Source organism: Hominimerdicola alba, from assembly GCF_900109655.1.
GTDB classification, from domain to species: Bacteria; Bacillota; Clostridia; order Oscillospirales; family Ruminococcaceae; genus Hominimerdicola; species Hominimerdicola alba_B.
Genome location: NZ_FOAT01000013.1, coordinates 73,708 through 99,678, shown reverse-complemented (window position 1 = coordinate 99,678; position 25,971 = coordinate 73,708). Strand labels below are relative to the sequence as shown.

At 46.4% G+C, this 25,971-nt stretch carries 24 protein-coding genes and 1 rRNA gene; 6 read left to right on the top strand and 19 right to left on the bottom strand.

Annotated features, from left to right (window positions below; genetic code table 11):
• The 14 genes from BMY75_RS13475 to BMY75_RS13405 form a co-directional block, all read right to left on the bottom strand.
• Positions 1-105: ribosomal RNA gene (locus BMY75_RS13475) — 16S ribosomal RNA — on the bottom strand; the annotation flags it as partial.
• A gap of 726 nt (positions 106-831) precedes the next feature.
• A complete protein-coding gene (locus BMY75_RS13465) occupies positions 832-1,440 on the bottom strand; it encodes a DUF4364 family protein (protein ID WP_074834678.1) in 609 nt (202 codons plus the stop codon).
• A gap of 21 nt (positions 1,441-1,461) precedes the next feature.
• Positions 1,462-2,553, bottom strand: coding sequence for a chorismate synthase (gene aroC, locus BMY75_RS13460; protein WP_074834676.1), 1,092 nt, complete (start codon positions 2,551-2,553; stop codon positions 1,462-1,464).
• 109 nt (positions 2,554-2,662) lie between these two features.
• Positions 2,663-3,013: a hypothetical protein gene (locus BMY75_RS13455; protein WP_074834674.1), complete on the bottom strand. Its 351-nt coding sequence runs from the start codon at positions 3,011-3,013 to the stop codon at positions 2,663-2,665.
• A 37-nt stretch (positions 3,014-3,050) separates the two neighbouring features.
• Complete coding sequence (locus tag BMY75_RS13450; protein WP_074834672.1) at positions 3,051-3,401, bottom strand: hypothetical protein; 351 nt, start codon at positions 3,399-3,401, stop codon at positions 3,051-3,053.
• A gap of 54 nt (positions 3,402-3,455) precedes the next feature.
• Positions 3,456-3,914 carry an NUDIX domain-containing protein gene (locus BMY75_RS13445; protein WP_074834669.1) on the bottom strand — a complete coding sequence of 153 codons (459 nt, stop codon included), beginning with the start codon at positions 3,912-3,914 and terminating at the stop codon, positions 3,456-3,458.
• Between the two features lies 1 nt (position 3,915).
• Positions 3,916-4,371 (bottom strand): DUF7832 domain-containing protein, encoded by a 456-nt coding sequence (locus tag BMY75_RS13440; RefSeq protein WP_074834666.1) that lies wholly within the window; start codon positions 4,369-4,371, stop codon positions 3,916-3,918.
• A gap of 1 nt (position 4,372) precedes the next feature.
• A complete protein-coding gene (locus tag BMY75_RS13435; RefSeq protein ID WP_074834663.1) occupies positions 4,373-4,756 on the bottom strand; it encodes an SMI1/KNR4 family protein in 384 nt (127 codons plus the stop codon).
• A gap of 76 nt (positions 4,757-4,832) precedes the next feature.
• Complete coding sequence (gene aroA, locus BMY75_RS13430; protein WP_074834661.1) at positions 4,833-6,062, bottom strand: 3-phosphoshikimate 1-carboxyvinyltransferase; 1,230 nt, start codon at positions 6,060-6,062, stop codon at positions 4,833-4,835.
• Positions 6,063-6,066: 4 nt separating this feature from the next.
• Positions 6,067-6,417 (bottom strand): cupin domain-containing protein, encoded by a 351-nt coding sequence (locus BMY75_RS13425; RefSeq protein ID WP_074834659.1) that lies wholly within the window; start codon positions 6,415-6,417, stop codon positions 6,067-6,069.
• A gap of 38 nt (positions 6,418-6,455) precedes the next feature.
• Positions 6,456-7,562, bottom strand: a complete 1,107-nt coding sequence (gene aroB, locus BMY75_RS13420) for a 3-dehydroquinate synthase (RefSeq protein ID WP_074834656.1) — start codon at positions 7,560-7,562, stop codon at positions 6,456-6,458.
• A 675-nt stretch (positions 7,563-8,237) separates the two neighbouring features.
• Positions 8,238-9,077, bottom strand: coding sequence for a hypothetical protein (locus BMY75_RS13415; RefSeq protein ID WP_074834654.1), 840 nt, complete (start codon positions 9,075-9,077; stop codon positions 8,238-8,240).
• 118 nt (positions 9,078-9,195) lie between these two features.
• Complete coding sequence (locus BMY75_RS13410; protein WP_074834651.1) at positions 9,196-10,026, bottom strand: helix-turn-helix domain-containing protein; 831 nt, start codon at positions 10,024-10,026, stop codon at positions 9,196-9,198.
• Positions 10,027-10,654: 628 nt separating this feature from the next.
• Positions 10,655-11,629, bottom strand: a complete 975-nt coding sequence (locus tag BMY75_RS13405) for an aldolase catalytic domain-containing protein (protein ID WP_074834648.1) — start codon at positions 11,627-11,629, stop codon at positions 10,655-10,657.
• A 1,159-nt stretch (positions 11,630-12,788) separates the two neighbouring features.
• Between BMY75_RS13405 and BMY75_RS13395 the strand changes: the two genes are divergently transcribed.
• From BMY75_RS13395 to BMY75_RS13380, 4 genes are read left to right on the top strand one after another with little or no spacing between them, the layout of a single operon-like run.
• Positions 12,789-14,021, top strand: coding sequence for a glycosyltransferase 87 family protein (locus BMY75_RS13395; protein WP_074834643.1), 1,233 nt, complete (start codon positions 12,789-12,791; stop codon positions 14,019-14,021).
• Positions 14,018-14,401 (top strand): VOC family protein, encoded by a 384-nt coding sequence (locus tag BMY75_RS13390; RefSeq protein ID WP_074834639.1) that lies wholly within the window; start codon positions 14,018-14,020, stop codon positions 14,399-14,401. The genes BMY75_RS13395 and BMY75_RS13390 overlap by 4 nt, the downstream gene beginning before the upstream one ends.
• A 14-nt stretch (positions 14,402-14,415) precedes the next feature.
• Complete coding sequence (locus tag BMY75_RS13385) at positions 14,416-15,210, top strand: LptM family lipoprotein (protein ID WP_074834636.1); 795 nt, start codon at positions 14,416-14,418, stop codon at positions 15,208-15,210.
• Between the two features lie 54 nt (positions 15,211-15,264).
• A complete protein-coding gene (locus BMY75_RS13380; RefSeq protein WP_074834634.1) occupies positions 15,265-15,972 on the top strand; it encodes an NAD-dependent protein deacylase in 708 nt (235 codons plus the stop codon).
• A 124-nt stretch (positions 15,973-16,096) separates the two neighbouring features.
• Here BMY75_RS13380 and BMY75_RS13375 read toward each other — a convergent pair whose 3' ends face one another.
• Positions 16,097-17,299 (bottom strand): 6-phosphofructokinase, encoded by a 1,203-nt coding sequence (locus tag BMY75_RS13375; RefSeq protein WP_074834631.1) that lies wholly within the window; start codon positions 17,297-17,299, stop codon positions 16,097-16,099.
• A gap of 347 nt (positions 17,300-17,646) precedes the next feature.
• On the opposite strand from BMY75_RS13375, the gene efp reads away from it, so the two are divergent.
• Both efp and BMY75_RS13365 read left to right on the top strand, forming a co-directional pair.
• Positions 17,647-18,204: an elongation factor P gene (efp, locus tag BMY75_RS13370; protein WP_074834628.1), complete on the top strand. Its 558-nt coding sequence runs from the start codon at positions 17,647-17,649 to the stop codon at positions 18,202-18,204.
• A gap of 45 nt (positions 18,205-18,249) precedes the next feature.
• Positions 18,250-18,663, top strand: coding sequence for a CD1247 N-terminal domain-containing protein (locus BMY75_RS13365; protein WP_074834625.1), 414 nt, complete (start codon positions 18,250-18,252; stop codon positions 18,661-18,663).
• Positions 18,664-18,917: 254 nt separating this feature from the next.
• Here the strand turns inward: BMY75_RS13365 and BMY75_RS13360 are convergent, their stop codons facing one another.
• From BMY75_RS13360 to BMY75_RS13345, 4 genes are all read right to left on the bottom strand, one after another.
• Entirely contained in the window at positions 18,918-21,518 is a 2,601-nt protein-coding gene (locus BMY75_RS13360) for a hypothetical protein (protein WP_074834623.1), read from the bottom strand.
• 210 nt (positions 21,519-21,728) lie between these two features.
• Entirely contained in the window at positions 21,729-22,685 is a 957-nt protein-coding gene (locus BMY75_RS13355) for a TIGR03943 family putative permease subunit (RefSeq protein ID WP_074834620.1), read from the bottom strand.
• Between the two features lie 203 nt (positions 22,686-22,888).
• Positions 22,889-24,157 (bottom strand): hypothetical protein, encoded by a 1,269-nt coding sequence (locus tag BMY75_RS13350; protein WP_074834618.1) that lies wholly within the window; start codon positions 24,155-24,157, stop codon positions 22,889-22,891.
• A 76-nt stretch (positions 24,158-24,233) separates the two neighbouring features.
• Entirely contained in the window at positions 24,234-25,430 is a 1,197-nt protein-coding gene (locus BMY75_RS13345) for a GTP-binding protein (protein ID WP_074834615.1), read from the bottom strand.
• Positions 25,431-25,971: the final 541 nt, after the last annotated feature.

Below are 25,971 nucleotides of genomic sequence, written 5' to 3'. Positions count from 1 at the left end.
CGTCCGCCACTAGCTAGAGGTGCAAGCACCTTTCGCTCGTTCGACTTGCATGTGTTAAGCGTGCCGCCAGCGTTCGTCCTGAGCCAGGATCAAACTCTTAATAAAGTTGTATCCTAATACTCTCTTCAGAGTAATTATGATCTCAGTTTCGTTTCACTGAACGTGTACATTTTTTTAGTCTTGTACTTGACTTTTGAATACTTTTACTCAAAGTATTTTCAAGGGTTTTCGTATTCTTGGTTGTTCAATTTTCAAGATGCCTTTTTGTTATCTGTCTTTGTCAGACAACTCATTTATTATATCACACTTTTCTTCATTTGTCAACCCCTTTTCAGAAGTTTTTTGAAGATTTTTTGAACTCTTTTCAGAGTCTTTAGTGCGTTATAAGCTTTTTTATTATACCACATTTTTCTTCGTTTGTCAAGCCTTTTTCAGAACTTTTTTCGAAGTTTCTTTTCAGATCAGTTCGATTTCTGAACTTTTCTCTTGTGCGGTACTTTTCATTATATCACTTTTTCTCCTTTTTGTCAAGAGGTTTTCGTGATAAATTTTTGCTGTTTTTTTGAGTTTCGCTCTTCCGAACTACTCCCGCGCTCGTTCTCTTATCCCTAAGTTTCCTGCGCTCTTTCGCTCTTTCGTGCTCTCTCGTTGACAGCTTAATTATTATAGCACCATTTTTCGCGTTTGTCAACAGTTTTCGATGTAAAACGATTTTCGTTATTTCACGAAATTTCTGTTCATTTTCGACAGTTAAAATCAACCATTACAAACGGCAATAAAAAAACTGCGATATCAGCCCTGATTCGGGCGCTAAATACCGCAGCATAAATATCAGAAAAGCATACCCTCGTTTTCCGCAACGCTGGGCACATACTCCTCATTATCTATTATATAGTCAATGACCCTGCAATAGAAATCCGTAGGGTTCATCTTTATCTTCGATTTGATAAAATTCGCCTGATCTTCATCGGGTGCATAAAGGTTGATATCCATAAGGGTCATATCGCCGTCGAGATACCTGCATCCCACGTTGAAACCGCTTCCCTCAGGGGTCACGTCGAAGCTTATATCCATCTCGCTCTTCAGCTGTGCGAATAATCTGAGCCCAGATGCGTATATCTTGTCCCTCAGGCTCTTCTCCACCTGCTTCTTGAAGCTCTCCGCACCGCTCTTGCCCTTTTCGGTAAGACGATAGTACTCCGTCCCCTCTATCTCCGCCACCTCGATAGTGCCGTTCTCCAGCATAGCGCTTATTGCGGCGGTATAGTCGAAATAGTTCACTATCCCCTCGCCTGTCGCTATCTCCGTCAGCTGATTAGGTGTGCAAAGCTGATTTATCCTGCTGAGGAAATATGCCAGCAGTATCTGAACACGGTAGACCTCCGTGACATTCTTCATGCTCCCTGAAATAAAGTTTTCGGGATTATTTATCGTTGCCATCACCCTCCTTCGGGAAACTGTCTAAAAATTTGGGTATTCCAGCATATGGCTGAGTACAGCCAGACTTACCGCCGCTTCAACGCAAGGCACAGCACGTGCTACTATGCATGGGTCATGTCTGCCCTTTACCACCAGTGTCTCGTTCTTCATTGCCGAATAGTCGATAGTCTCCTGAGGCTGCGATATTGAAGGTGTAGGCTTAACAGCTACCTTAAGCGTAATAGGCATACCCGAGGATATTCCGCCCAGTATACCGCCGTGATTGTTGGTCTTAGTTACAACTATGCCTCTCTCGTTTACATAGAATTCGTCATTGTTCTCCGAACCTGTCATCTTAGCCACATCAAAGCCCGCGCCGAATTCCAGACCCTTTATTGCAGGTATGCCGAAAATCAGCTGTGCAATTGAATTCTCCAGGCCGTCAAATATAGGCGAACCTATGCCCGCAGGAACATTTATAGCGATACACTCGATGATACCGCCCACACTGTCCTGATTTTCGCGGGCATTGAGAATCTCCTTTTTCATCTCATTGCCCTGTACATCTATAATAACAGGGAAATCCTTTTCTTTAAGGTCGATTATATCCTGTCTCGAAGTATTTATCGGGTCAAAGGACTTATCTGTTATACCATGTATCTCAGAGATATGCGCACCTATGTAGATACCTCTCTTTTCCAGTATCTGCTGTGCCACAGCACCTGCAAAGCACAGGGGTGCAGTCAGTCTGCCCGAAAAATGTCCGCCGCCGCGTATATCATTGAAACCGCGATATCTCAGCGCGCCTGTATAGTCTGCATGACCGGGTCTTGCCAGCTTTGAAAGGTTGTTGTAATCCTGCGAATGCTGATCGCTGTTAGCTATCATAGCAACCAGCGGAGTACCTGTGGTCTTGCCGTTATGGAAACCCGAGATTATCTGCGGGATATCCTTTTCATTCCTCATAGTGGTGGTGCCGTCCTTTTTAGGGGCGCGGCGTGCCATGAACTTGTATATCTTGTCCACATCAATGCTCTCTCCGGGGGGAACATTATCCATGCAGACACCTATGGCAGGTCCGTGGCTTTCACCGAAAACAGTGAAACTTATATTGTTTTTCCATGTTGATGACATCTTACTTTCCTCCTGTATCCAAATCTTTACCTAAATATCTCTGTGTACTTTGATACGCCCCGCGTTCTCACGGAATATATCAAAGCACACAAATGTGTGCTTTATCCTGTCAGATCAGCCTTGCACGCAGCGAAGCATTCTCCGCCGCCAGCTGTTCCGCATATTCATTTACATCTTCTTCGTTGAATCCGCCCATTCTTACAATGTGCGGTGTAATATTCTTTGCCTCGGGCGGTATCTGATATGGCGCACCGCTATCCTTGGCTGCAAGTGCTTCTTCAAGCATCAGTTTTTCGGTCGTCAGCTGATCGAACATCATCAGCGTTTCCCGCTTGTCGTATCCGCTCCTGACCGCAGTCCTGAGCATAGGCATACCCGTGCCTCCCGCCGAATGTGCAGGCGCGCTTGCTATGCCGTCCTCACCATTTCCGCCGCCGAACAGTCTGCTTAAAAATCCCATCTCGATTACCTCCCTCTGATAGATTCATATATCGTTATCACTCATTACCATCGGTAGTATCAGCTTCAAGCTGTTCACGAAGCTCATGTATCTTTTTAAAAAGCTCATCAAAATAAGCATTCGTATCCTTTTCGCTGAATCCGCCTGTCATAGCACGCCTTATCGGTGCAAGCTCCGTTTCAGGCGGTATCTTGTAAGGCATTTCAAGCTTTTTCGCTTTCAGCGCCTGTTCAAGGGCAACTATCTCATCCTGAAGCCTGTTTACTGCGAACAATGTTTCTTTCTTGTCATAACCTCCGAAACGAACAGTCCTGAGCATACCTTTTTCAGCCTGTCCGTCGCTCAGTTCGTCTATTTCTCCATTAAGGAGCTTTTCCAACATACCCATAAATCCATCCCCCTATCGTATGCCCGCACGATCACCCCAATCGCACATCAGGCATCATCTGAAAAATCCTGTTTTACCCGTGAAATAATCCCCTATCATATCTTGATGCTGTTTACAGTATAATTCCGGTATCTCCCCTTTCCCGAAATATCTCAGTTCAAGTGTCTCTATGCCGTCTGTTTTCAGTGCACCGCCGATGACCTCAGCACCGAACAGTGCCACCATCGGCTGTAATTTATCGCCGTTTGAACATTCCGCCAGATAACGCGAATATACCCCTATAAGCGTTGTCGCGCGGACTTTCAGACCTGTTTCCTCAAAGGCTTCCCTCTCTGCAGCCTCGTGCAGAGCTTCCCCAAGCTCCGCTATACCTCCGGGAAGTCCCCATTTTCCGCCGGGGCGTTTCTGTAGCAGTATCCTTCCATCGCCGTCCTCTATCACAGCACAGGCAGCGGTCATTATGACCAGCTCATGCCCCACCATTCCGCGGATATAAGATATATAGTCACCCATTTCAGAGATCCTCTTCGTAAAAAGCTTCAAATGCCGCATCTATGCGTTCGCGGAGCCTCGCATAATCTTCTTCGCCGCTGATGAATCCATAACAGGGCTGATCTCCGCCGCAGCATTCGCCGTAATCACTAAAAAACTGCTTCTCGTAGTACTTCTTCGCAAAGGGCAGAATATCCTCGCGGATATCCTCATCCCACAGCTTGCCGTCGCAGTCCCACATAAGGAACTCCGCACCTGTCATGCGCCCTCTGCGGACGTCCTCACAGTGCTCGGGGTCAGCCTCTTCGCCCTCGAATCCGTTCTCTATTATCCAGTGCAGGAACATACCGATATGATTGCCCGCCAGCAGCCATATCTCATCTTCCTGTTCCTCGGTCAGCTCTCCTGTTATACCGTAAGTTTCACGGTATAGCTTTACCGCGCTGTCCCAGTGCCAGTCAGCTCTGTCGATAGCCATATCAGTCATCCCCCTTCCAAAGGGCAACAGCATTTTTTATGAAATCCTCAAAATTGTCGCCCAGACAGGTCAGATCATCTTTATCTATCATCGCAGGAACATTGTAGTACCTGCCATTTTCGTCAACACAGTAGAGCTCTCCGCCGCCGTCGCCGCCTATTACCACATATCCGGGAAGCACTCTCCCCAGATCGTAGTTGTCATATACCGTCGAAAGCTCTTCCAGCGGGAAAAGCACAAGGTATGTCCCACCGACTTCACCCTCGCCGCCGTTATGCTCCCGCATGAACGCAAGGTAATCCTCGGGAAGCAGCACGCCGCCGATCTCCTCAACAGGCTCGCCCTTGTAAGCACCCCCGAACTCGAAACCGTCAAAACTCTCCATAGTATTACCTCCGAAAACAACCAATGTGACCGCAACGTCAAGTAAAACTCTTCTGAAATTTTATCCCGCAGAGACCTCAGATCTCCTCAGCTATGCCGCCGAGACTTCTGTATACTTCCCAGAAATCGGGATAGCTCTTTCTCACACATTCCGCACCGCGGATGATTATGGGATTTTCGCATCTTGTAGCCGCTATCGCCATAGCCATTGCTATGCGGTGATCGTTGTGCGCAGATACCTCAGCACCGCCTGAAAGACTTTCCTTGCCCTTTATTATAAGGCTGTCCGCCGTTGCAGTAACATCTCCGCCCAGCGCGTTGAGGGTCTCCTCCATAGCCGCAAGACGGTCGCTCTCTTTCAGCCTCAGCCTAGCAGCATCGATTATCCTGCTCTCTCCGCCGCAAAAACTGCCCAGTACCGCCAGTATAGGCACCAGATCGGGAATATCAGCCGCACTTACGGTAAATGGTTTCATCGCACCATTATCATTATACACTATTTCTTTGCATATTTCAATGACTTTTTTATCACCTTGAAAAGAATTTTCATTTAACCCCCTGATATCGATATCAGAACCCAGAGAATTTGCCACCTCAAAGAATGCACCCTGAGAATGATCGCCCTCCACAGCATCGTCATAAGCCCTGAACTTCTGCCCCTCGGGAATGATGAAGCTGTTCTCGGTGACTTCCACATTTACGCCGTATTTGCGCATCACATCGATGGTCATATCCACATAAGGGCGTGATTCAAGATGTGAAGTCAGCACTATCTCACTGCGCTGTCCCGTAAGGGGAAGCGCCAGCAGAAGTCCCGTTATAAACTGCGAGGATATACCGCCGTCTATCTCGTATCTGCCCCCTGTGAGCTTACCATTTATTGTGAAAGGCATGGTGTTGTTGTAGTCAAACTCAACACCATGATTCGGAAATTCTTCCAGATAAGGAGTAATAGGTCTTTCGGGAAGCTTGCCGCGCCCCAGAAACTCCGTCTTAACGCCCAGTGCCGCCGACACGGGTATGAGAAATCTCAGCGTCGAACCGCTCTCACAGCAGTCCAGCACCGCATTTTCGGGAGCATTTCCTATTCCGCGGACAACTGCCCTGTCACCCTCTACATCTATCTCAGCCCCCAGCCGACGCATAGCCTCAACAGTGGTCAGTATATCTACCGAGGGATACAGCCTGTCTATCACCGAAGTGCCCTCAGCCAGCGCCGCCGCGATAAGCATACGGTGTGCCGCACTTTTAGAGGGCGGCGGTGTCACCACGCCGTGAAGTTTTGCAGGTGTTATCTTTATATCCATACTATCAGTCCTTTATATCAATTATCCGCTGTCCGCCGAAAGCGTGTATCGTTCTTGTGCCCTTTGTCACTCGTCCGTGATGCGGTGTGCCTTTCGGTACGAACAGTTCATCGCCCGCGTGCAGTATATGTTCCTCGCCGTCAAATATCTCAACATATTCACCGCAAACGCAGAACACGTATTCATCGAACTCATGCACATTCTCTTTCGACTCTCTGTCGGAGAAATATGTCCAAAAGCATATCTGGCTCCCGTCTTTTCCCTCGTAGTAATAACCGTCAATATCAGGCGTATTCTGCTGAGAGCTGTCTATATGGTTGAGCCTGCTCTTCATAAAATCGGGGAAATCTTTCACGACTGCACCTCCGAAAATATCACATTTCAGCAGCCACTTTACATATCAGCGATAACAGCCGCGATCTCGTCCTCGGCTATCTCTTTCGCAAAATTGTTCTCACCGAACTGCACAACTTCGCCTATCCCCTTCTGGAATACGAACCTTAGCTTTCCGTCCCTAACCTTTTTATCGGTGTAAAGCTTCTTCACCAGTGCCGCCTTGTCGATATACTCGGGTACACGCACAGGCAGTTCTGCACTTTCAAGCAGAGCCTCCACACGCTGTCTTTCCTCAGCAGTAACGAATCCGTACTTCTCGCCCAGCCTTGCCTGCGCCACCATACCGATGGATACCGCCTCGCCGTGGTACAGCTCATAGTCCGAAACCGTCTCCACCGCACGGCCAACTGTATGCCCCAGGTTCAGCACCTCACGCAGACCGCTCTCGCGCTCGTCCTGCATAACAACATTGTATTTCACCGCACAGTTGCGCTCCGCAATATACTCGCAGGCTTCAACATCGCCCTCAAATATCTTTTCAACGTTCTTTTCCAGATATTCAAAAAGCTCCCTGTCCCCCAGACAGCCGTGCTTTATGGTCTCCGCCAGACCGTTGGCTATCTGCTGTCTTGGCAGAGTTTTCCATGTATCTATGTCGATGTATACCTTGTCAGGCTGATTGAATATGCCTATAAGATTAGTCGCAAGAGGAGTGTCAACCGCAGTTTTTCCGCCTACCGAAGCATCAGCCGCCGCCAGCAGAGTGGTGGCATAGTTAATAAAAGGCACACCCCTGCCGAAAGTTCCTGCCACAAATCCCGCAAGGTCGGTAACAACACCTCCGCCAACGGCTATGACCGCACAGTCACGGCGGAAGCCCTTTTCAAGCATAGCGTCCTCAAGGTATTCTTTCCACTTTCTGGTCTTGGACTTCTCACCCTCGGGGATAACGAACATCTCAGCCGCAAAGCCCGCATCTCTCAGCATACCGAGGATATCCGCCGCATACAGCCCCTCAACGATACTGTCAGTTATCACAGCGAACCTTTTTTTGCCTGTAAGCCCGTTTTTAAGGTCATCAACCAGCTGTTTCTGCAAACCGTGACCTATCTCTATATCATAAGTGTCGTCCACCACTTTTTTCAATTCGCATCTGAATACCATTTTAATCACTCTTTCTATGCCGGTGTTTTTAACGATTTAACGGCTTAAAATACATATGTAATTATTATAACATAAAAAGCAAAAAATGTAAAGCACTGAGGAATAAATTATCGCTTATATCACGTATTTATACTAACAACTCCCCCACCCCGATTTTAAAGCCCCGTCTTCCGCCACATCTCTCCCTGAAAATGCCGACCATACCCACCCGCCATACGACATTCCCCATATAAAAATTTTGCCCCGAAGTTTTTCAAAAGCACTTCGGGGCGTTTTTTGTATGGATTTTTCGAATATGGTCGCATACTTTGGTATGCGCCGGTATTCGCTGGTTAACGATAGCTTGCGAATTTTCGCCCCTCGTTCCTCAGGTCAAGCTGTCGAATAACAGCGACTGCGTCGGCTGTGGCTTCGCTGTTTGACAGCGGGCGCGGCAATATATTTACGGACACAGAAAGAGCGTGGACATTCGATTTGTCCACGCTCTAATCCTTGTTATTGCCGTGCCTTTTTGTCATGATTGGAAGTTTGCTGTTCTATTTACGGCATTATTGTCACGTCGCTTTTGCGCCTTGACCGAGAGGCTCTGCCTCTAACAGTCAGCTTTGCTGACTGTGTGCTCATCCGCAAGCCTTTCGCGAAAGGCTTGATCCAAAGCTCTCCTCCTTGGCAGTTTTACCGTCTATGCAAAACGACCATCGCCAACGCAGGTATCACCACAAACATCGCACCGATAAAAGCCGGCACGAACTTTTTCACCAAGAGCGGACGGTATATCTCCGACGGATCCTCAGGTGAGAAGCGTATCTCGCGGATATCCCCTATCTGCGGGACATCTTCATCTGTAAAAGTATTCTCTCGGGTGACATATATCATTCCGTTCACCTCATACTGCCACCAGGGCGCATAAAGATCATACCTGCGTGTCCTGCCGTTTGCACGTTTTGAAGTCGCCTGATGTGTATTTCTGTAAATGCACATGGCAGATATCACCTGCGTACAGGTCTTCATTTTCTGCGAACGCACCACAGGTGGTATAAACAGAAGCCCTGCCCCGATCATCATAAAACCGATGCAGACTACATCTATTATCTCCGACTTAGAAAAATAAAAACTGTCGGGGTGCGATTTATGATAAACATTCACCGCGGGTATCGCCACCAGCACAGCACCTATCAGAGGAAAAACCAGATTCATTATCTCCTCAAGGGATACCCCGTTCTGAAACAGATTAGCCAACCCGATGACCAGTATTACCGCTCCTAAGGTCGCCACACAAAGCATAGGTTCTGTCTGCGCGAACACAGCCATAGCAATTATCGCGCCGATAAACGATATTACGAATATCGCCCCTTTGATACTTTCCGCCTTGCTTGTCTTGCTTTCTTCCAGCCCCAGCCTTTCCGCAGGCACGCCGTTCACTATCACCCTTTTCCCGTAAGGATTGACTATCGCCCGCATAAGCGTTTCCCTGCTGAACACAGGTGAAGTAAACTCGTCATTACCGCCATTCATAAAAACACCCCCGTTTTGTTTTAAGTATTATACCATATCCCTATGAAAAAGTAAAGGCGGACAGCCTTAACTGCCCGCCTGAGATCTATTATTTTTTTTCGGAATGATCCTCCCCGCATTACTTTCCCGCCTTCTTGTGAAGCGAACGAAACTCCGCAGGAGAAAGCATCTCATGCTTCTTGAATACCGCACAGAAATAACTGCAGTCGTTGTAACCTACCTTGGTAGCGATCTCGTTGATATTCAGCTTGTCCTCCAGCAGGAATATCTTAGCCTGCTGTATGCGCTTTCTTGCAAGATATTCAAAGGGACGAAGATTCAGGCATTCCTTGAAAAGTCTGCAAAGATACTGTGGCGAAAGATCAATAAGATCAGCCAGCTCCACCAGAGTGAGCTCCTTGTAGAAGTTGGTATCAATATAGTTTATAACAGGCTTCAGCTGATTCAGTTTGGTGCTGTCCTGACCGCCGTTCTGCATATTCGTTACCCTGTGCAGCTCGATCAAAAACTGATACAGGTGCATCGAACACTCGTGACCCGCATAATAGTAATTCGTCTTCAGAAGATAGAGTATCTTCTTGAATATAGCCTCAACGCCGCTCAGGTCGCTGATATGTACTACCTTCGCCTTTTCCAGCTTTATATGTTCAAGAGTGTACTGCGCATCTCTGCCTGAAAAAGCTATCCAGTGTGTCTCCCAGATGTCCTCCACAGGATAATACTCATGAGGTACATTAGGGGGAAGATACATAGCATCTCCCGCCTTTACAGGGAACTCGCCGTCAGCAATTTTAAGAACGCCCGAACCCCTGGTACAATAGATTATCTGATAACCGGGATAACCGTCCTCTCTTATAAAATGCCACTCTCTGTCCCTGGCGCCCGCGCCAAGCACGAACAGCGGAAGTGATACCTCATCACCCAGCACAGGATAGTAAAAATCTGTCATTAAAAATCGCCCGCCTTTTGGAAAACCTTTTATCGAATCTAAAATATTTTCAAATTCTCTTATACTATAATATCACAACAAAGCTAAAATGTCAATACCTTAATCGGATATTTTTGGAAATTTCAAACTCCAAAATGCGCTTATGAATCGTGTTATCGAGCAACCGACCATTCTTATGCATTGTCATTTTTCTGACAAAGCGGTTTAAAATACTTCCAATCAGTTTTTTTACCACCTCTGACGCCCTATTCACGAAAAATCACCGCACAAATCAAAACCACCACTAAAGTGGTGGTTTGCTCTGCCCCTAAAAGGGGCTATTACTGGCTAACCCACTAAAAGCGGGTACTGAATTATTGTCATTGCATTACTGGCACCGCCACCCGTAAACGGGTAATATATTTATCAGTCAAAGTATGCGTAAATCCTTTAGTATGCTTTTTACTTTCTGGCTTCGCCATATGTTTCCATTCGGGAAACACTCATGCTAAAGCTTTTTTATCTCCCCCGGTAGAACCGGGGTTTATTTACGCTAAAGCACCAAAAAAGAGAGGACAGCGCCGCGCCGTCCTCTCCATCTTTTTCCATTATCATTAAGATATTTGGCAATTATAAGCAATGTCGAGCATCAGTCCATAGTAACTATCTCTTTGTAGAACTCAGCATAATCCTTTCTGTCATCCTTGGTGAAAGCGATAGCAGTTCTGGGGTGCTGGTTCAGCAGACCTGTCATGAGGTACTGGAGATCGTAGCCCCATACAATACCCTGCTCGCGGAGCTTTGTCATGTGCTCGTCAATGAACTTGATAACAGGGAATACATTGTACTTGGGATTCTTCAGGAAACCAAGCAGAAGCTCCATAGCGCAGTTGCCTGCACCTCTGCCCATTGAGGAGTATGTAGCATCCAGCCAGTCAACACCGTCACCAACAGCCTCGATAGTGTTGGCAAATGCAAGCTGCTGATTGTTGTGTGCGTGTATGCCTACCTTCTTGCCGTACTTCTCAGCAAGCTCAACATATACCGCAGCAAGTCTCTGCATCTGCTCAGGGTACATAGCACCGAAGCTGTCAACGATGTATATTACATCAACAGGGCTCTTGCCCAGTATATCCAGCGCTGCACGAAGATCGCCCTCCTGTGCTGTGGATATAGCCATGATATTGCAGCTTACCTCATAGCCCTTGCTCTTTGCGTTCTCTATCATATCAACAGCTGTGGGTATCTGGTTGAGGTATGTAGCAACTCTGATAAGGTCGATAACACTGTCATTTCTGTCAATGATATCCTCCTTGTAGTTGCATCTGCCAACGTCAGCCATAACAGCTATCTTGAGGTCGGTATCATTGTCGCCAACAACAGCTCTCAGGTCGTCCTCATCGCAGAACTTCCACTTGCCGAACTTGGTCTTATCGAACATTTCCTTGTCGCCCTTGTAGCCGAACTCCATATAATCAACGCCTGCCTTGATATTTGCAAGGTACAGGTCGTGTACGAACTTATCGGTGAAGAAGAAGTCATTTACCAGACCGCCGTCACGCAGTGTTGCGTCAACCACCTTTATACTGTCTCTGTAATTCATCAGATTGGATATCTCTTTCATATCATACATCTCCCATTTAATATAATAATTCGCTTTACAGCTTTATGCAGTCTAAGCTTTAAATCACTAAAGCAAAGTATAGCATACTTTGCTCGAAATTGCAAGTGCTGATCCAATATTTTATATATAGTTCACACATTTTTGTGTGTTTTACAAATTACGCCTTCGTTTCAGATATCTATATTTGTAAATTTATGCCAATTTGTTTGCTGAACTATCTCTGCGTGCCAAAATGTCCTATTTCAATAGCACCCCACAAAGCCGACTTTTTGCGGTGCTTCCCTATTCTGATGATAAGGCGTGTGCTTATATGGGAATTTCGCTTGCTGCCATAAAACAGAATTTGTTGGTATAGTCGATGGTTTTGTTAGTGGGCATTACTTTGCGAATTTTCGCCCCTCGTTCCTCGGGTCGAGCCGTCGAATAACAGCGACTGCGTCGGCTGTGGCTTCGCTGTTTGACGGCAGGCGCGGCAATATTATACGCAGATAGTTTGTGCGGTGGCATACGGTCGCATACGCTCGGATTTTTGCAGCGGTGACTGCGTCGACCGCGTGCCGCGAAATTGACCAACGTTGACTGCGTCGAACGTGTCCGGCCGAGGACCCTTTCGCGAAAGGCTTGAGCCAAAAGCTCTCTTCTTTGGCAGCTTCCCACGCATTTTTTCTTGTCATATCTCCTATATCCACCCCTCACTCTCTGTGCAAACATCTGTTTTTATATTTAACTCCGACATATTTCTGCAAGAGTTGTACAAAAACGTACAACTTTTCCACCCAAAACACCTGATAGTAACAAGACCTTTTTTGTTGTCCCGGCAGTCCCCAAAAAGGAAAAGCCGTTTATATATATTCTCCATCTGTGCGCACGATGACAGGCAGCCGCTGACTATGACCACGGTATATGAAGCGGCGTGTTATACTGTACAGCGGATATCAGCATCTTGACAATCGAATATCAAAAGGAGCATTCACAAGATCAGTTTTGTCAAAACACAGCTTTGATTTTATGCATTTTCCTCGCTATTGACAAAAGTTTATTAATAAGGTAAAATATATTATAGTAAACGACATCTAAATTTTCACCCACCAAAGAAGGAACTAGGCTGGAAATTTATGTCGTTTACTGTATGTATGAATCAATAACTGGAGGCAATTTAATGAGCGAAAACAAAAAAACTGCGTCAAAGCCCAAATTTCTGGAAGGCTGGGATTTTGATAATATCGCAAAACTGATCTACATCATGATCGTGTGCGTGTGCGGAATGTTTATGAGGCATAAACTAATGCCCCACACTTCAAGAGATATGTGGCTTTACCTTGAAAGATGGTACAACTACTTCGCCGAACACGGCGGATTCAAGGCAGTGGGTGACGATGTGGGCGATTACACGCCGTTATATTACTATTACATAGCAGCACTCACCTACTTCAAAGATATCTCAGCCCAGACGGGACTTAAAATACTTTCTATAGTATTCGACTTCATCACAGCCATATACGCCATGTGGATAGTCGAACTTGCTGACAAGAAAAGCAAGAACCCTCATCTCCCCGTAATAGCATTCACCGCAGTATTCTGTCTGCCGACTGTTGTACTCAACTCCGCAACCTGGGGTCAGTGCGATGTCATCTACTCCTGCTTCCTTGTAATGTGCCTTTACTATATGATGAAAGGCAAGGATAACGTGGCGATGATAATGTTCGGCATAAGCTTTTCATTCAAGCTTCAGGCGATATTCTTTGCACCTTTCATAGGCATAGCCCTTTTCAAAAAGAAGATTCGTCCCCTGAACCTGCTGTGGATACCTGCTGTATACGTCATAAGCATAATCCCCGCAACTATCGCCGGCGGAGACTTCTTCCGTCTGCTGACTGTATACTTCCGTCAGTCGGGTCAGTACGAAGACCTCTGTATGTCCCTGCCCAACCTCTGGACACTCTGGGAAGAAGTTGAAAACGAACTTCTGGGACCTGCGGGAATATTTTTTGCAGGCGCCTGCGTTGTCACCGTGATGTACTACTACATCACCAAAAAGGAACTGAAACTCACAAACAATACAATGGTGGCACTTGCCATGATATCCTCCTTCGTAGTGCCCTTTGTACTGCCCCATATGCACGAGAGATATTTCTATCTTTCCGAAGTGATGTTCGTTATCTTCGCATTCTGCTACAGAAGCAGACTGTGGCTGATATTCACATCACAGTACTGCTCGGTACAGGCACTTTCGGGCTATCTTTTCGGCAAGGGCTCTATGGACAGAAGATTCCTGCTGCTTATCGAGATAGTCAACATCGTGGTAGTATACCTCTGCCTGAAAAAGGAGATGGAAGAACCCCGCGATGAAGAAGTAGTAATGTGCTTTGAAAAACAGGCAGCAAAATCATGAAAATAGAACATACAGCCCTCTATGTCAACGACCTTGAGGGCGCAAAAGACTTTTTCACCAAGTACCTGAATGCCAAAAGCGGCGAACTTTACCGCAACCCCAGAACAGGATTTTCTTCCTACTTTCTCAGCTTTGATGAAGGCTCACGCCTTGAGATAATGAACAAGCCCAACATATTCGAGGACGACAACAGGATATCCCGAATGGGCTACGCGCACATCGCATTCAGTGTGGGCAGCCGAGAAAAAGTCGATGAACTTACAAAACGCATCACCGATGACGGCTTCAGACTTCAAAGCCCGCCCCGAGTTACAGGTGACGGCTACTACGAAAGCTGCATCATCGGGTTTGAGGGAAACCTCATCGAGATAACAGAATGACAAGGAGATATGCCATGAAAAAGATATATATACTTACAGCCGCTGTAATAATGGCTTTCGGGCTCAGTGCCTGCGGCAGCAAAGACGCACATACCTATAAAAGGCAATCAAGTTCAAAAGCAGAGACCGAGAGCGAGGCGGATACTTCTTCGGTTACAGAAGATGACTCCGTAACCGATGCAGAAAGTTCCGAAACTGTCACCGAAGACAGCAATAGCTCCACCGAAAGCAAAGCCGCAGATTCAAAGGCTGAAAAAAAGCCCAAAAAGACTACATCAAAGCCCGCTACCGATCCCGATGGCGGCAAAAGCTACGTCTTTGATGACCCTGAGGGCGAAGTTGCAATCGCCCAAAACGATGACGGAACAATTACGGTAGCTATACCCTCAAACGGCATAACCAACGAAGAAGCAAATTACTCCGACCACCACATCGTCAAAAAGGAAGAGGTAAAAAGCGAAGAGAATTCCGATATGACCTATCTTACCTTTGATGAAGATTATTTCAATACTGTGGCTCAAAACAACATAAATTCAAGCAAAGAAACTCTCGATGATCTCATCGCTAACGGTCTTGACGCCTATGAAACGGTAACGGATATCACCTATAACGAAGAGTTCACCGATTTCACTATCCAAGTAAAAAGCAGGGAAGCTTTTGAAAAAAGCTCTGATAAAGAGATAACAGCGGTAATCGAACAAGCAGCTTCAATTTACCACACATATTCTCTCCACGAAGACGTTACGTTCACTTTCCGCTTTGTAGATGCTGACGGAAATGAATTCCTCAAAGAAATGATCGCAGGCTGATAAAGCCTTGACCCAAAACAGCAAAAACATCTTGAACCAGAAGGAGGTATCACCATGACATTGCAGGAAATAATCAACGATTCAAAGCGAGTAGTATTTTTCGGCGGTGCGGGAGTATCCACCGAAAGCGGAATACCCGATTTCCGTTCGGTGGATGGTCTTTACAATCAGAAGTATGACTATCCCCCCGAAACTATCCTCAGCCACACGTTTTTTATGAACAAAACCGAGGATTTCTACAAATTCTACCGCGACAAAATGCTGTGCCTTACGGCGAAGCCCAACAAAGCTCACCTGAAACTTGCCGAGATGGAAAAAGCAGGCAAGCTCACAGCCATAGTCACCCAGAATATCGACGGACTGCATCAGGCGGCAGGCAGTAAGAATGTTTACGAGCTTCACGGTTCGGTGCTGAGAAATTACTGCATGAAGTGCCATAAGCCCTATGCCGTGGAAGATATCCTCAATGGTTCGGGCGTGCCCAAATGCACCTGTGGCGGCACTATCAAGCCCGATGTTGTCCTCTACGAAGAGGGTCTTGATAATGATACCGTTGAGGGTGCTATCGAATGCATTTCCCGCGCCGACTGCCTTATCATCGCAGGCACTTCCCTGACAGTTTACCCCGCTGCAGGCATGGTAAGATACTTCCGCGGCAAGCACCTGGTCCTGATAAACCGCGACCCCACCCCCATGGACGAAATGTGCGAACTGGTACTCCACGACAAGGTGGGAGAAGTACTGGACAAGATAGTTCTCTGATATCAAAAGCTCCCGTGTTATGGGAGCTTTTTTATACTCTAAACATTGTCCCGAAAAGCGCAATGCGGGGGATAGCCGTGCTTCAAAAGTACAGCTATCCCCCGCATCAAAGTGCGTTCAAATATTATTTCAGCTTAAAGTGTACAGGCATACCATTCTTCATGGCTATCTTAACTTCGCCCTGAATGAGGGGCAGGAAGTATTTTACAGCCTCGGGCATGATATCGTTTTGCGCGTGATTTACCCACTTTTTCGGGAAGAACTTCTCTTTATTTGCCACCTGAGAAGCGTCGGTGGTCTCAACGGTTATAACGTAGGGAACATCACTGAGACGCTTGAAGTATACCATCTTGCCTGTCTCGCCTGCAAGAGCGCGCTTAACGCCCTCACTGCCGATAAGCTCGGCTTCGTCGATATCTGTCTTGGAGCAGATATGTGAAGAGCATCTCTGCATAACGTTGAGCTCGATGGAGCGGACTTTACAGCCTATCCTGTCCTTTACCAGCTGTTCAAGGGTCTTGCCGATGCCAGAAAGGTACTCGTGACCGAAGTTATCGACTACGATATCCTTCCTGTTCTCCTCGGGTATGCGCACACCCTCGGATACAGCCACGATTACAGCCTTGTGCTTTGCCTGCATTATGCGCACATCTTCAAGGAACTTGTCAGCGTCAAGGTCGCATTCGGGAAGATATATCAGGTGGGGAGCTATCTCGTCGTTAGCCCTCAGCACACAGGTGGAAGCTGTGAGCCATCCTGCGTGTCTGCCCATTATCTCGATGATGGTAACAGAATCCACGGAATACACCGAGCTGTCGCGGATTATCTCCTGCACGGTAGCCGCCACGTATTTCGCCGCCGAGCCGAAGCCGGGAGTGTGGTCTGTCACGGGCAGGTCGTTATCGATGGTCTTCGGGATACCGATGACCCTGATATCGGAGCCTACGGATTTCAGATAGACCGAAAGCTTGTCCACCGTATCCATCGAATCGTTACCGCCAATGTAGAAAAACGCCTGGATACGGTGCTTTTCCAGATTAGCCTGTATCTTGCGGTAGACTTCATCATCAACGTCCGCAGCGGGAAGCTTGTATCTGCACGAACCGAGTACTGTGGAGGGCGTCTGTCTTAAAAGTTCCATGTCCTCATTTGACCTTATCACCATTTTAAGGTCGATGAGCTCATCCTTTATCATGCCCTCGATACCGTTGATAGAGCCGAAAACAGCGTCTATCGCGGGAGTTTTCAGTGCTTCCTTGAATACCCCTACCAAGGATGCGTTGATAGCACAGGTCGGTCCGCCCGACTGAGCAACTGCAATATTCATTTGTATACCTCCATAAAACACCTTATTTCAGCGGACACCACTCCGCTTTCCTCAAAATTATAGCATATTTGTCTTTCAAATTAAAGAGAGAATTTCAAATCTTAATAATCTTTTCAGTTTTTCACAAAAATTTGTATTGTTACCAACTTCAAGATATAAATTATTACCCTAAAACACCGTATCAAGGGAAGATTCTGTAATATGCGAAAAATTTAATGCTAATAATTTTTAAAAAGTTTTTTAAAAGACTTGAAATGGAGCGCGAAATATGGTATGATTATGATATGTAAATGTGCAAATATGATTTGGACAAATATTTTTAAAGAAAATAATGGAGGTACTTAAATATGGTAACAGCCGGCGATTTCAGAAATGGTATGACTTTTGAAGAGGAAGGCAACGTAATGCAGATCGTTGAATTCCAGCACGTTAAGCCCGGTAAAGGTGCAGCTTTCGTAAGAGCAAAGGTAAAGAACGTAATTACAGGTTCTGTAATTGAAAAGACATACAACCCTACTGCAAAGTTCCCTACTGCTTACGTTGAGAGAAAGGATATGGAGTATTCCTACAGCGACGGCGATCTCTACTACTTCATGGACGCAGAGACATTCGAGCTGATCCCCGTAAACAAGAGCGAGCTTTCCGACAACTTCAAGTTCGTTAAGGAGAACATGGTATGTAAGATCCTTTCCTACAAGGGTCAGGTATTCGGCGTTGAGCCTCCTTTCTTTGTAGACCTCGAGGTTACAGAGACAGAGCCCGGCGAGAAGGGCAACACTGCTACAAACGCTACAAAGCCTGCAACTGTTGAGACAGGCGCTGAGATCAGAGTTCCTCTGTTCATCAACACCGGCGACAGGATCAGGATCGATACTCGTACCTGCGAGTACATGGAGCGTGCATAAGTCACACTAAATACGTCATTATCTGTGAAAAGGAGGGCGGCTGTAATGGAGCTCAGCAACAAGGCAGCTTATATCAAAGGTCTTATGGAAGGTATGAAGATCGATGAGACCACCGATCAGGGCAAGGTACTGAAGGCTATGGCAGAACTGATGGAGGAGATGGCTAAGGCTATCGAGGACGTTACTGTTCTGGCTGACGAGACTGTTGATGTAGTAGACAGTTTAAGCGACGATCTTTCCGATCTGGAGGACGATTTCTACGATGAGTTCTACGGTGACGACGACGATGAGGATTATGACTATGATCCCGAGGATGACACACTTTACGAGTGTGTATGTCCCACCTGCGGCGAGACCATTGTAATGGACGACAAGATGGTCGAGAGCGGTTCTATCGAATGTCCGAACTGTGGAGAAAGTCTTGAATTTGACTTTTCCGACGACGAGACCGAGGAATAATATCCGCTTTTCATGAATAGTAACGGGTACTTTTGTCATATGACAAAAGTGCCCGTTTTATATATCAGACAGACGGGAAATTCTGGGAAAACAAAGCGCGGTATATGCCGATAAAGCAGCATATACCGCGTGAATATTTTTTATAAGCAGTTTACGCAGGATAATGGCCTTGCGAACTGTCATTGATCATGGATCAGGCATCTGCTTTGTACTTGTGATACGTTAGTTTGTGCCCCATGTTGCTGAATATCTTGTTAGGGTTCCACCCTTGTTTCAGGTTGTGTCAAAATATAGAAATGACAGTCTGTGAGAATAGGTTTATCTATGTATTCTTCGATAGTTTCTCCTGTATCAGATCGGATCGAGCTGAAAACTGTTCTTTCGGAATAGCCATTATGAGGTATCCAGTTAGTAGTCTTTAATTTACCAATTTTTATCCAGGAAGCGATAGTACTCTCCGGTATTGTGCTGCCCGCTTTAAGCTGTATACTTGTCACCTTAGAAGAAGAACCGGGCTCATCATACAGAGATACAGTAACCCTTTCGCTTTGGTTAGGTTCCTCCTTTATTTCAGATTGTGTCAAAATATAGAAATTACTGTTTGCGAGAACAGGTTTATCTAAGTATTCTTCGATTCTTTCTCCATCTTCATCCACGATCGCTACGAAAACTGTTCTTATGTAATAGCCATGACAAGGAATCCAAGCAGTAGTATTTGATTCACCCAAATTGATCCAGGAAGCGATAGTACTCTCCGGTATTGTGCTGCCTGCTTCAAGCTGTATACTATGTACCTTAGCAGAAGAACCGGGCTCAGCATACAGAGATAGAGTAACCTTTTCGCTTTGTTCAGGTTCCTTGGCGTGCAGGGTGCCCCATGTTGCTGAATCTCTTGTGGGGTCAGGATACTGACCTACTCTGCCTGTAGCATCCTTTACCTGAACAAAAAATGCATAATCGCCGTACTCGTTTTTGCTGTCCAAATCCACGCCAACATAAACAGTAAGACCTTCATATATGCGGATATTCCATTTCATCTCATCATAGATAGCCTTATCGCCATCGGTAAGTGAGGTTTCCTGACCTATCTTCAGACCTTCAATTGTGCTTGCCTTTGCAAAACAGCCGTTGTTATAGCACTCCATCAGATCATAGCCTTCGGTCTCCAAATCAGCAAAATATTCTGATACTGCATTGTATACGGTCTTAGCATCGCCGTTAAGATGCTTTTGGTCGTGAACCAATCTTGGAACTGCATTTGAATATGTGCCCCATTCAAGGTTCCTGTGATCGGTTGTAGGATACTGACCTATATTGCCGGTCTTGTTATCCTTTACCTGAACAAAGAAATACGGGTCTCCGTACTCATCGACACTATTTATGCCCACATATATAGTGACATCACTGTAAGAACCATATGAGTACAGTTCAGAAACGACAGCTTTATCACCATCAGTAAGTGATGCTGTACCCATCTTCAGACCTTCCTTTGTGCTCGAATATTTGAAGTAGCCGTTGTTATAGCACTCCAAAACATCATAGCCCTGGGTCTCCAGATCGGCAAAATATTCAGCCACAGCATTATACGCAATCTTGGCTTCTTCGTCAAGCTCTCTTGATGTGCAAGTCTTCACAGCCTCAGGTGTATTTTCATCGAATGTGCCCCATGTTGCTTCGCCCTGTGTGGGGTGAGGATACTGACCTATCTTTCCGGTCTTAGGGTCCTTTGCCTGAACAAAAAATTCAGGTTGTCCGTATGCGTCGATACCGGTTTTGCCCACATAGACTATCATGCCGTCATACATGAATTTCAGCCAGTCGTTGATGGCTTTATCACCCTCAGTAAACGATGAATTATAGTCTATCTTCAATCCGTCCTGAGTATGCGCATTCGGGAAACCGCCGTTTTCAAAGCATCCCTTATAGTCAAGTCCCATTGTTTCCAGATCAGCTATATATTCAGCCACATCATCATAGGCATCCTTAGCTGCGCTGTTAAGATCTTCTACGCTGTAATTCGTGTATATAGGTGAATCAGGGTCAAATGTGCCCCATGTTACAGTACCATCTGAGGGTCTTGGCCACTGACCTACCTTGCCTGTCTTGTTATCCCTTACCTGAACAAAGGCAGAGTCCTCGCCGTTGATTTTTGTTTTGCCGACATATACGCTTATATTGCCGCGGGCATACTTCGATGCTTCGATATTTACTTCGTTGTCGCCTTTAGCTGTATATTTGTAATTGAAGCCCGTCTTCATGCCGTCCTTTGAATTTGCTTTTGCAAATTCTCCGTTCTTGAAGCAATCCTCTAAACTGAGCCCCTCATATTCATAATCCCTAAAAACTACATCAACAGCAGCGAAGCACTCCTTTGCGGCTTTGTTCAGACCGTCAACTGTGTTTGACTTATCCACATCGGAGTATACTTTGAGTCTTTCGGGAAGTTCATTGTATCCATTCTCGTCTGTCATGGTAAAGCTGAACGAAACGTATTCGTTCGGAGCAACAGTGCCATTGGTGCTGCTGTTCCTGATAACGTTGTAACCACATGGATAACCGCTGTTATACCAATTGTTAGTATCGAACAGTCTGCCGTTTTTTACACTCTGGATCCTGCCTTCGTGCTCAAAGCCAACAGCCCAGTTGTTTATTGTCTTCTTGCTGGTGTTCTTCAGGGAGATCTTAACTGTGGTGTAACCGTCCTTAACGGAAAGCACCTCGTACTTTGCCAGATAGCCTGTGCCTCTGTAAGCCCTTGAATCGCCTGTGTTGAGCGAAGCCGATGCGGGCAGAGCAAGTCCGCAGGCAAGTGCCAGTGCCGTTAAGCCTGAAATGATCTTTTTGTTGTTTTTCATTTTTTATGCCTCCTATATATAACGGGTAATGAGCAGAAAAATTCTCTCTACTCGTTAAAATTATAACACTTTAATATTTTAATGTCAATGATTTTTAGGTGAAAATTTTAGACGTTTCTTTATGGTGGATTTTTCGGGATAGTTAGCTATTCTGTATAATTAAAAAGCCTTCCGACGATGTATAAATCGTCGGAAGACCTGTGTAATTTATCAATAGAATGTAGCGACTTCCTGCAAAGGTGCATCGGCAGGTGTGAGCTTCTCCACCACAAGTACAGGACCCTTTCCCTTATACAGCTTGTGCTTCTGCATCTTTACTGTGAATGTCACATCGAACCACTTGGGCTTTGTCAGATCAAGCTGTTCATCGCAAAGGCTTGCCAGCCAGCAGAATGTGATATCCTCAACACAGCAGGTCATTATCTTTCTGCCCAGTGCGATGGTACCTTTGGGGAACTTCGGATTCATCGCCGCCATAGCTTTCAGATGCACCCGCTTGCCGTCGTACTTATCGGGCTCTTCGTTGATGTCCCTGTACCACAGCGCATAGTCCCTTTCATCGACTTCTATGGTATCAGCGTTGATATCAAAAGGCAGAGGGTCTTCGATGTCGTCGTACTCGGAAGTTCCGTCGGTGCATTCGTAGGCGATATCGGTACGTCTGCTGACACCTCTTACTATCTTGTGGAACTCCATCTTGTCCATAGTCGCTTTGTCAAAACGGTTAAACACCGTCAGCTCACAGTTTGAGAGCTTATCAACTACCAGTGATCTCATGTTCTGGTTGTAGTTGAGGAATGTGGTAGCGTCGGTGAAATTCATTATCTGGTAGATCGCCCAGCTTTCGGGCAGTGCGTTCAGCAGATCGTTCATCGTCCACATACCGTTGTACTCTATCATTACTCTCTGACCGTGTACCTGTGTGTACAGCATTTGCAGATTGATAGGGTTCAGCTCGTCCTTGTCCTCGATAACACGGGGATAGATATGGCTCTTCTCGAAGTCCTTGGTATCGTACTCCTCCATGCCCTCTTCGCATATCAGCAGAAGTGTCCTGTCACCGTTGTTGAAACGCTTGTCTTCAAGCGTCTTCTGTATAAAGGTGGTCTTGCCGCCCTCCAGAAATCCCGTGAACAGGTACACGGGCACAAAATTATCTTCATTCATTTTCAGATTACTCTCCTGATCTTTTATATTGTTATCCCGCTGACACACCACTAAACAGCCTTTTAACAGGCAATATCAATAGACGGCGGTCTTCTTCCCCCGCCGCAGGCGGGGGAAGAAGATATCTAAATAAATATTCATTACCGGAACGGGTATAAGCGGTGTGATAAAGGGATAGTCATATTCCATTATTATCACTGCAGTCAGAACGGCACCATGCCGTCGGGGTCGTAGGATTCAAACTCCTCTTCCTCCTTGACAGGCACAAACTTCTTCATGCCGCCCTCCGGCACAAAGCTCATGTTGCAGAAATACTCATGCTCGCAGTCGTAATCGGGCATAACTATCTTGTCCTGAGAACCGCGTACTATGTCGTACTGATCAAGCAGTACCGAGCCGCCCTCCTTGTGGAGTATGCACTGCAGACCGCTTATCTCCAGCGCGCCCTTTACTCTGCAAAGCGCACCGCTTTCATCGAAGTAGTCGAAATCCACCGATTCGCCCCTGCTGAGTTTGCCTATCTCCTCGGGGGTGAAGATGTGTCCGCACCATACGCCCGAGAACTTCACGGGACACCTGAGCACACGCCCCATGAACTCATCAAGGTCGCGGTCGAGTATCTCGCTGCTGTAATTCTCATACAGAAATTCCATCTGGAAAAGCTGTTCTGCAACTTTCCTCATATCCATATCTTTCGGCATGAAGAAGCTGCTCAGGGTAACAGTCAGGTCGCCTGTGCGCAGGCTTCTCTCATACAGGAACCTGTATTCGCCCAGACTGTTCTTCAGCGGTATATAGCTGCCGTCATTGTAGTGTATAACACATCCGCCGTACTTTGCCGAAGCCTTTTTCAGCTCGTAGCCGTAGTATGCCGCGGGCTGTCCGCTCTCGGTGAACTCCTTGCCTACGACCTCGATTATTCCGCCGCCCAGCAGACGGTTCAGCTGTGCCGCATCGGGCAGTTCCCTGCAAAGGAACTCCATCTCCACAAGCTCACCCTCGTGGTAGATGTAAAGGGTCTTTTTACCGAACTCGGTTATCTTGGGTATGTACTTTTTCGGGAATACCTCAGGCACGAATTCGTACTCAGCCGCATTGAACAGCTTGTAGCTTGAATTGAAGGACACATTGAAGGGGTCGATGTCCTTCTGCACCTCTTTCAGGCTGCCTGTAACGGTGTATACCATGTCACCCTCTACAGAATCAAAGGTGATGCTCCCGCCGCTGCACAGCACGGATACCTCATCTTCGGTAAATATATGACCGTGCCATACGCCGCAGAACTGTGCGTCCTCGCCATCCTTTTTGAACTTTACGCTTACCTTCTCGTAGACCTTGCCGTTGAGTTCACTGCTGAACTCAAAGCGTTCGCCTGCGTTCTCAAAGGGAACATACTGAGTGCTGCCGTCCTCACCCTGAAAACTTCCCGGGTAGAAAAGGTCTCTCTTTATCTCGTAATTTGACTTATCCATGCTGTACCTCCTTTTTGGTATACATTAGTTTTACCATTTAATATAGTATAATTTATTTTACGGGAGCGTTACGGGATCACTGTACCCCGAAAAGCTCCGAAACAGCTTCTTCGTTCAGCTGAGAGCCGATAACGCACAGTCTGCCGATGGTGCTTGCAGAACCTGTTCTAACATCGGGCACGCCGGGAACGTAGTCGTAGTGTATCCAGGTGCCGTCGGTGCCCTCAACTATTCCCTTTGCACGGAGCACGAAGCCGTACTTCTTCTCGTCTTCCAGTGCTTCAAGGGCGGAACGTATCTCATCGGCGGTGTACTTCTTAGCGGTCTCTCTGCCCCAGCTGGTGAATACTTCATCAGCGTGGTGGTGATGATGATCGTGATCGTGACAGCCGCAGGTGCAGTTCTCACCGTGCTCATGGTGGTGATGCTCGTGGTCATGATCGTGATCATGGTGATGATGGTGTTCATGCTCATGATCGTGGTCGTGATGATGTTCGTGTTCGTGATCATGATCGTGGCAGCCGCAGGTGCAGTCCTCGCCATGCTCGTGATGGTGGTGCTCATGCTCTTCATCGTCATGGTGATGATGGTGATGTTCGTGCTCCTCATCATCGTGGTGATGATGGTGGTGATGCTCATTTTCCTCTTCCAGCAGAGCCTTCAGCTCATCATCAAGAGTATTCTTCTGTGTCATGGCATCGGTGAGCTGCTTGCCTGTCAGCAGATCCCAGTCGGTAGTAACGATGGGAGCCTTGTCATTCAGCGCACGGAGCCTTGCAACTACATCATCAAGTCTCTCCTGAGGAACGCCCTTTGTATGGCTGAGTATCAGGCAGCTTGCGTAGGTTATCTGGTTGTTGAAGAATTCACCGAAATTTTTCTGGTACATCTTGCACTTTGCAGCGTCAACAACGGTGGTGAAGCCGTCAAGTACCACGTCATGTGCGTGGATATCCTGCACAGCCTTGATAACATCGCTGAGCTTGCCGACACCCGATGGTTCGATAAGTATACGGTCGGGCTTATAGGTCTCAAGCACCTGTACCAGTGCCTTGCCGAAATCGCCCACCAGCGAACAGCATATACAGCCCGAATTCATCTCGGTTATCTCAACGCCTGCATCCTGCAAAAATCCGCCGTCGATGCCTATCTGTCCGAATTCGTTCTCGATAAGCACGAGTTTCTCGCCCTTGTAGCCGTCGGCGATGAGTTTCTTTATCAGCGTGGTCTTGCCTGCACCGAGGAATCCGCTGAATATGGTGATCTTAGTCATGAAAAACACTTCTTTCTAATAATTATGAGACTATACAATTTCTCATTTTTATTATAGCACATTATTCATAAAAAGTAAAGACATCGTGAACGTTATTTTCATGAAGCAACAGACAGCGCAAAAGGCACGTAACTGCGGCTAAACAGCAGGATTGGTCATGATATCGGCACCATAAAAGTTCCGCTCGGTGCGAATATTTTAAATGAATGATCAGCTTTTTGTTCGTCTTGAAAAAATAATTCTGACTATCCCTTTACCAAACCACTTAAAATGCCGGAATAACAGGAATATATTATACTGACGTTATCTTTTCCCACGCCTGCGGCGGGGGAAAAGATAACCGCCAAACGCTCATTATATTCCTTTGATCGTTTTTAAGTCAGGTGTGTCAGCGGGATAGCCATAAAAATAATTAACTAAATCAAATATAGATTTTTATCATTTCATCAGAAATCACGGCGGGAGTTTCATATCGTTTTGTGCTATCTGATAAAAATAAAGCGTATTTCTTGAAAATGCTTTTATAATCTGCTATAATCAT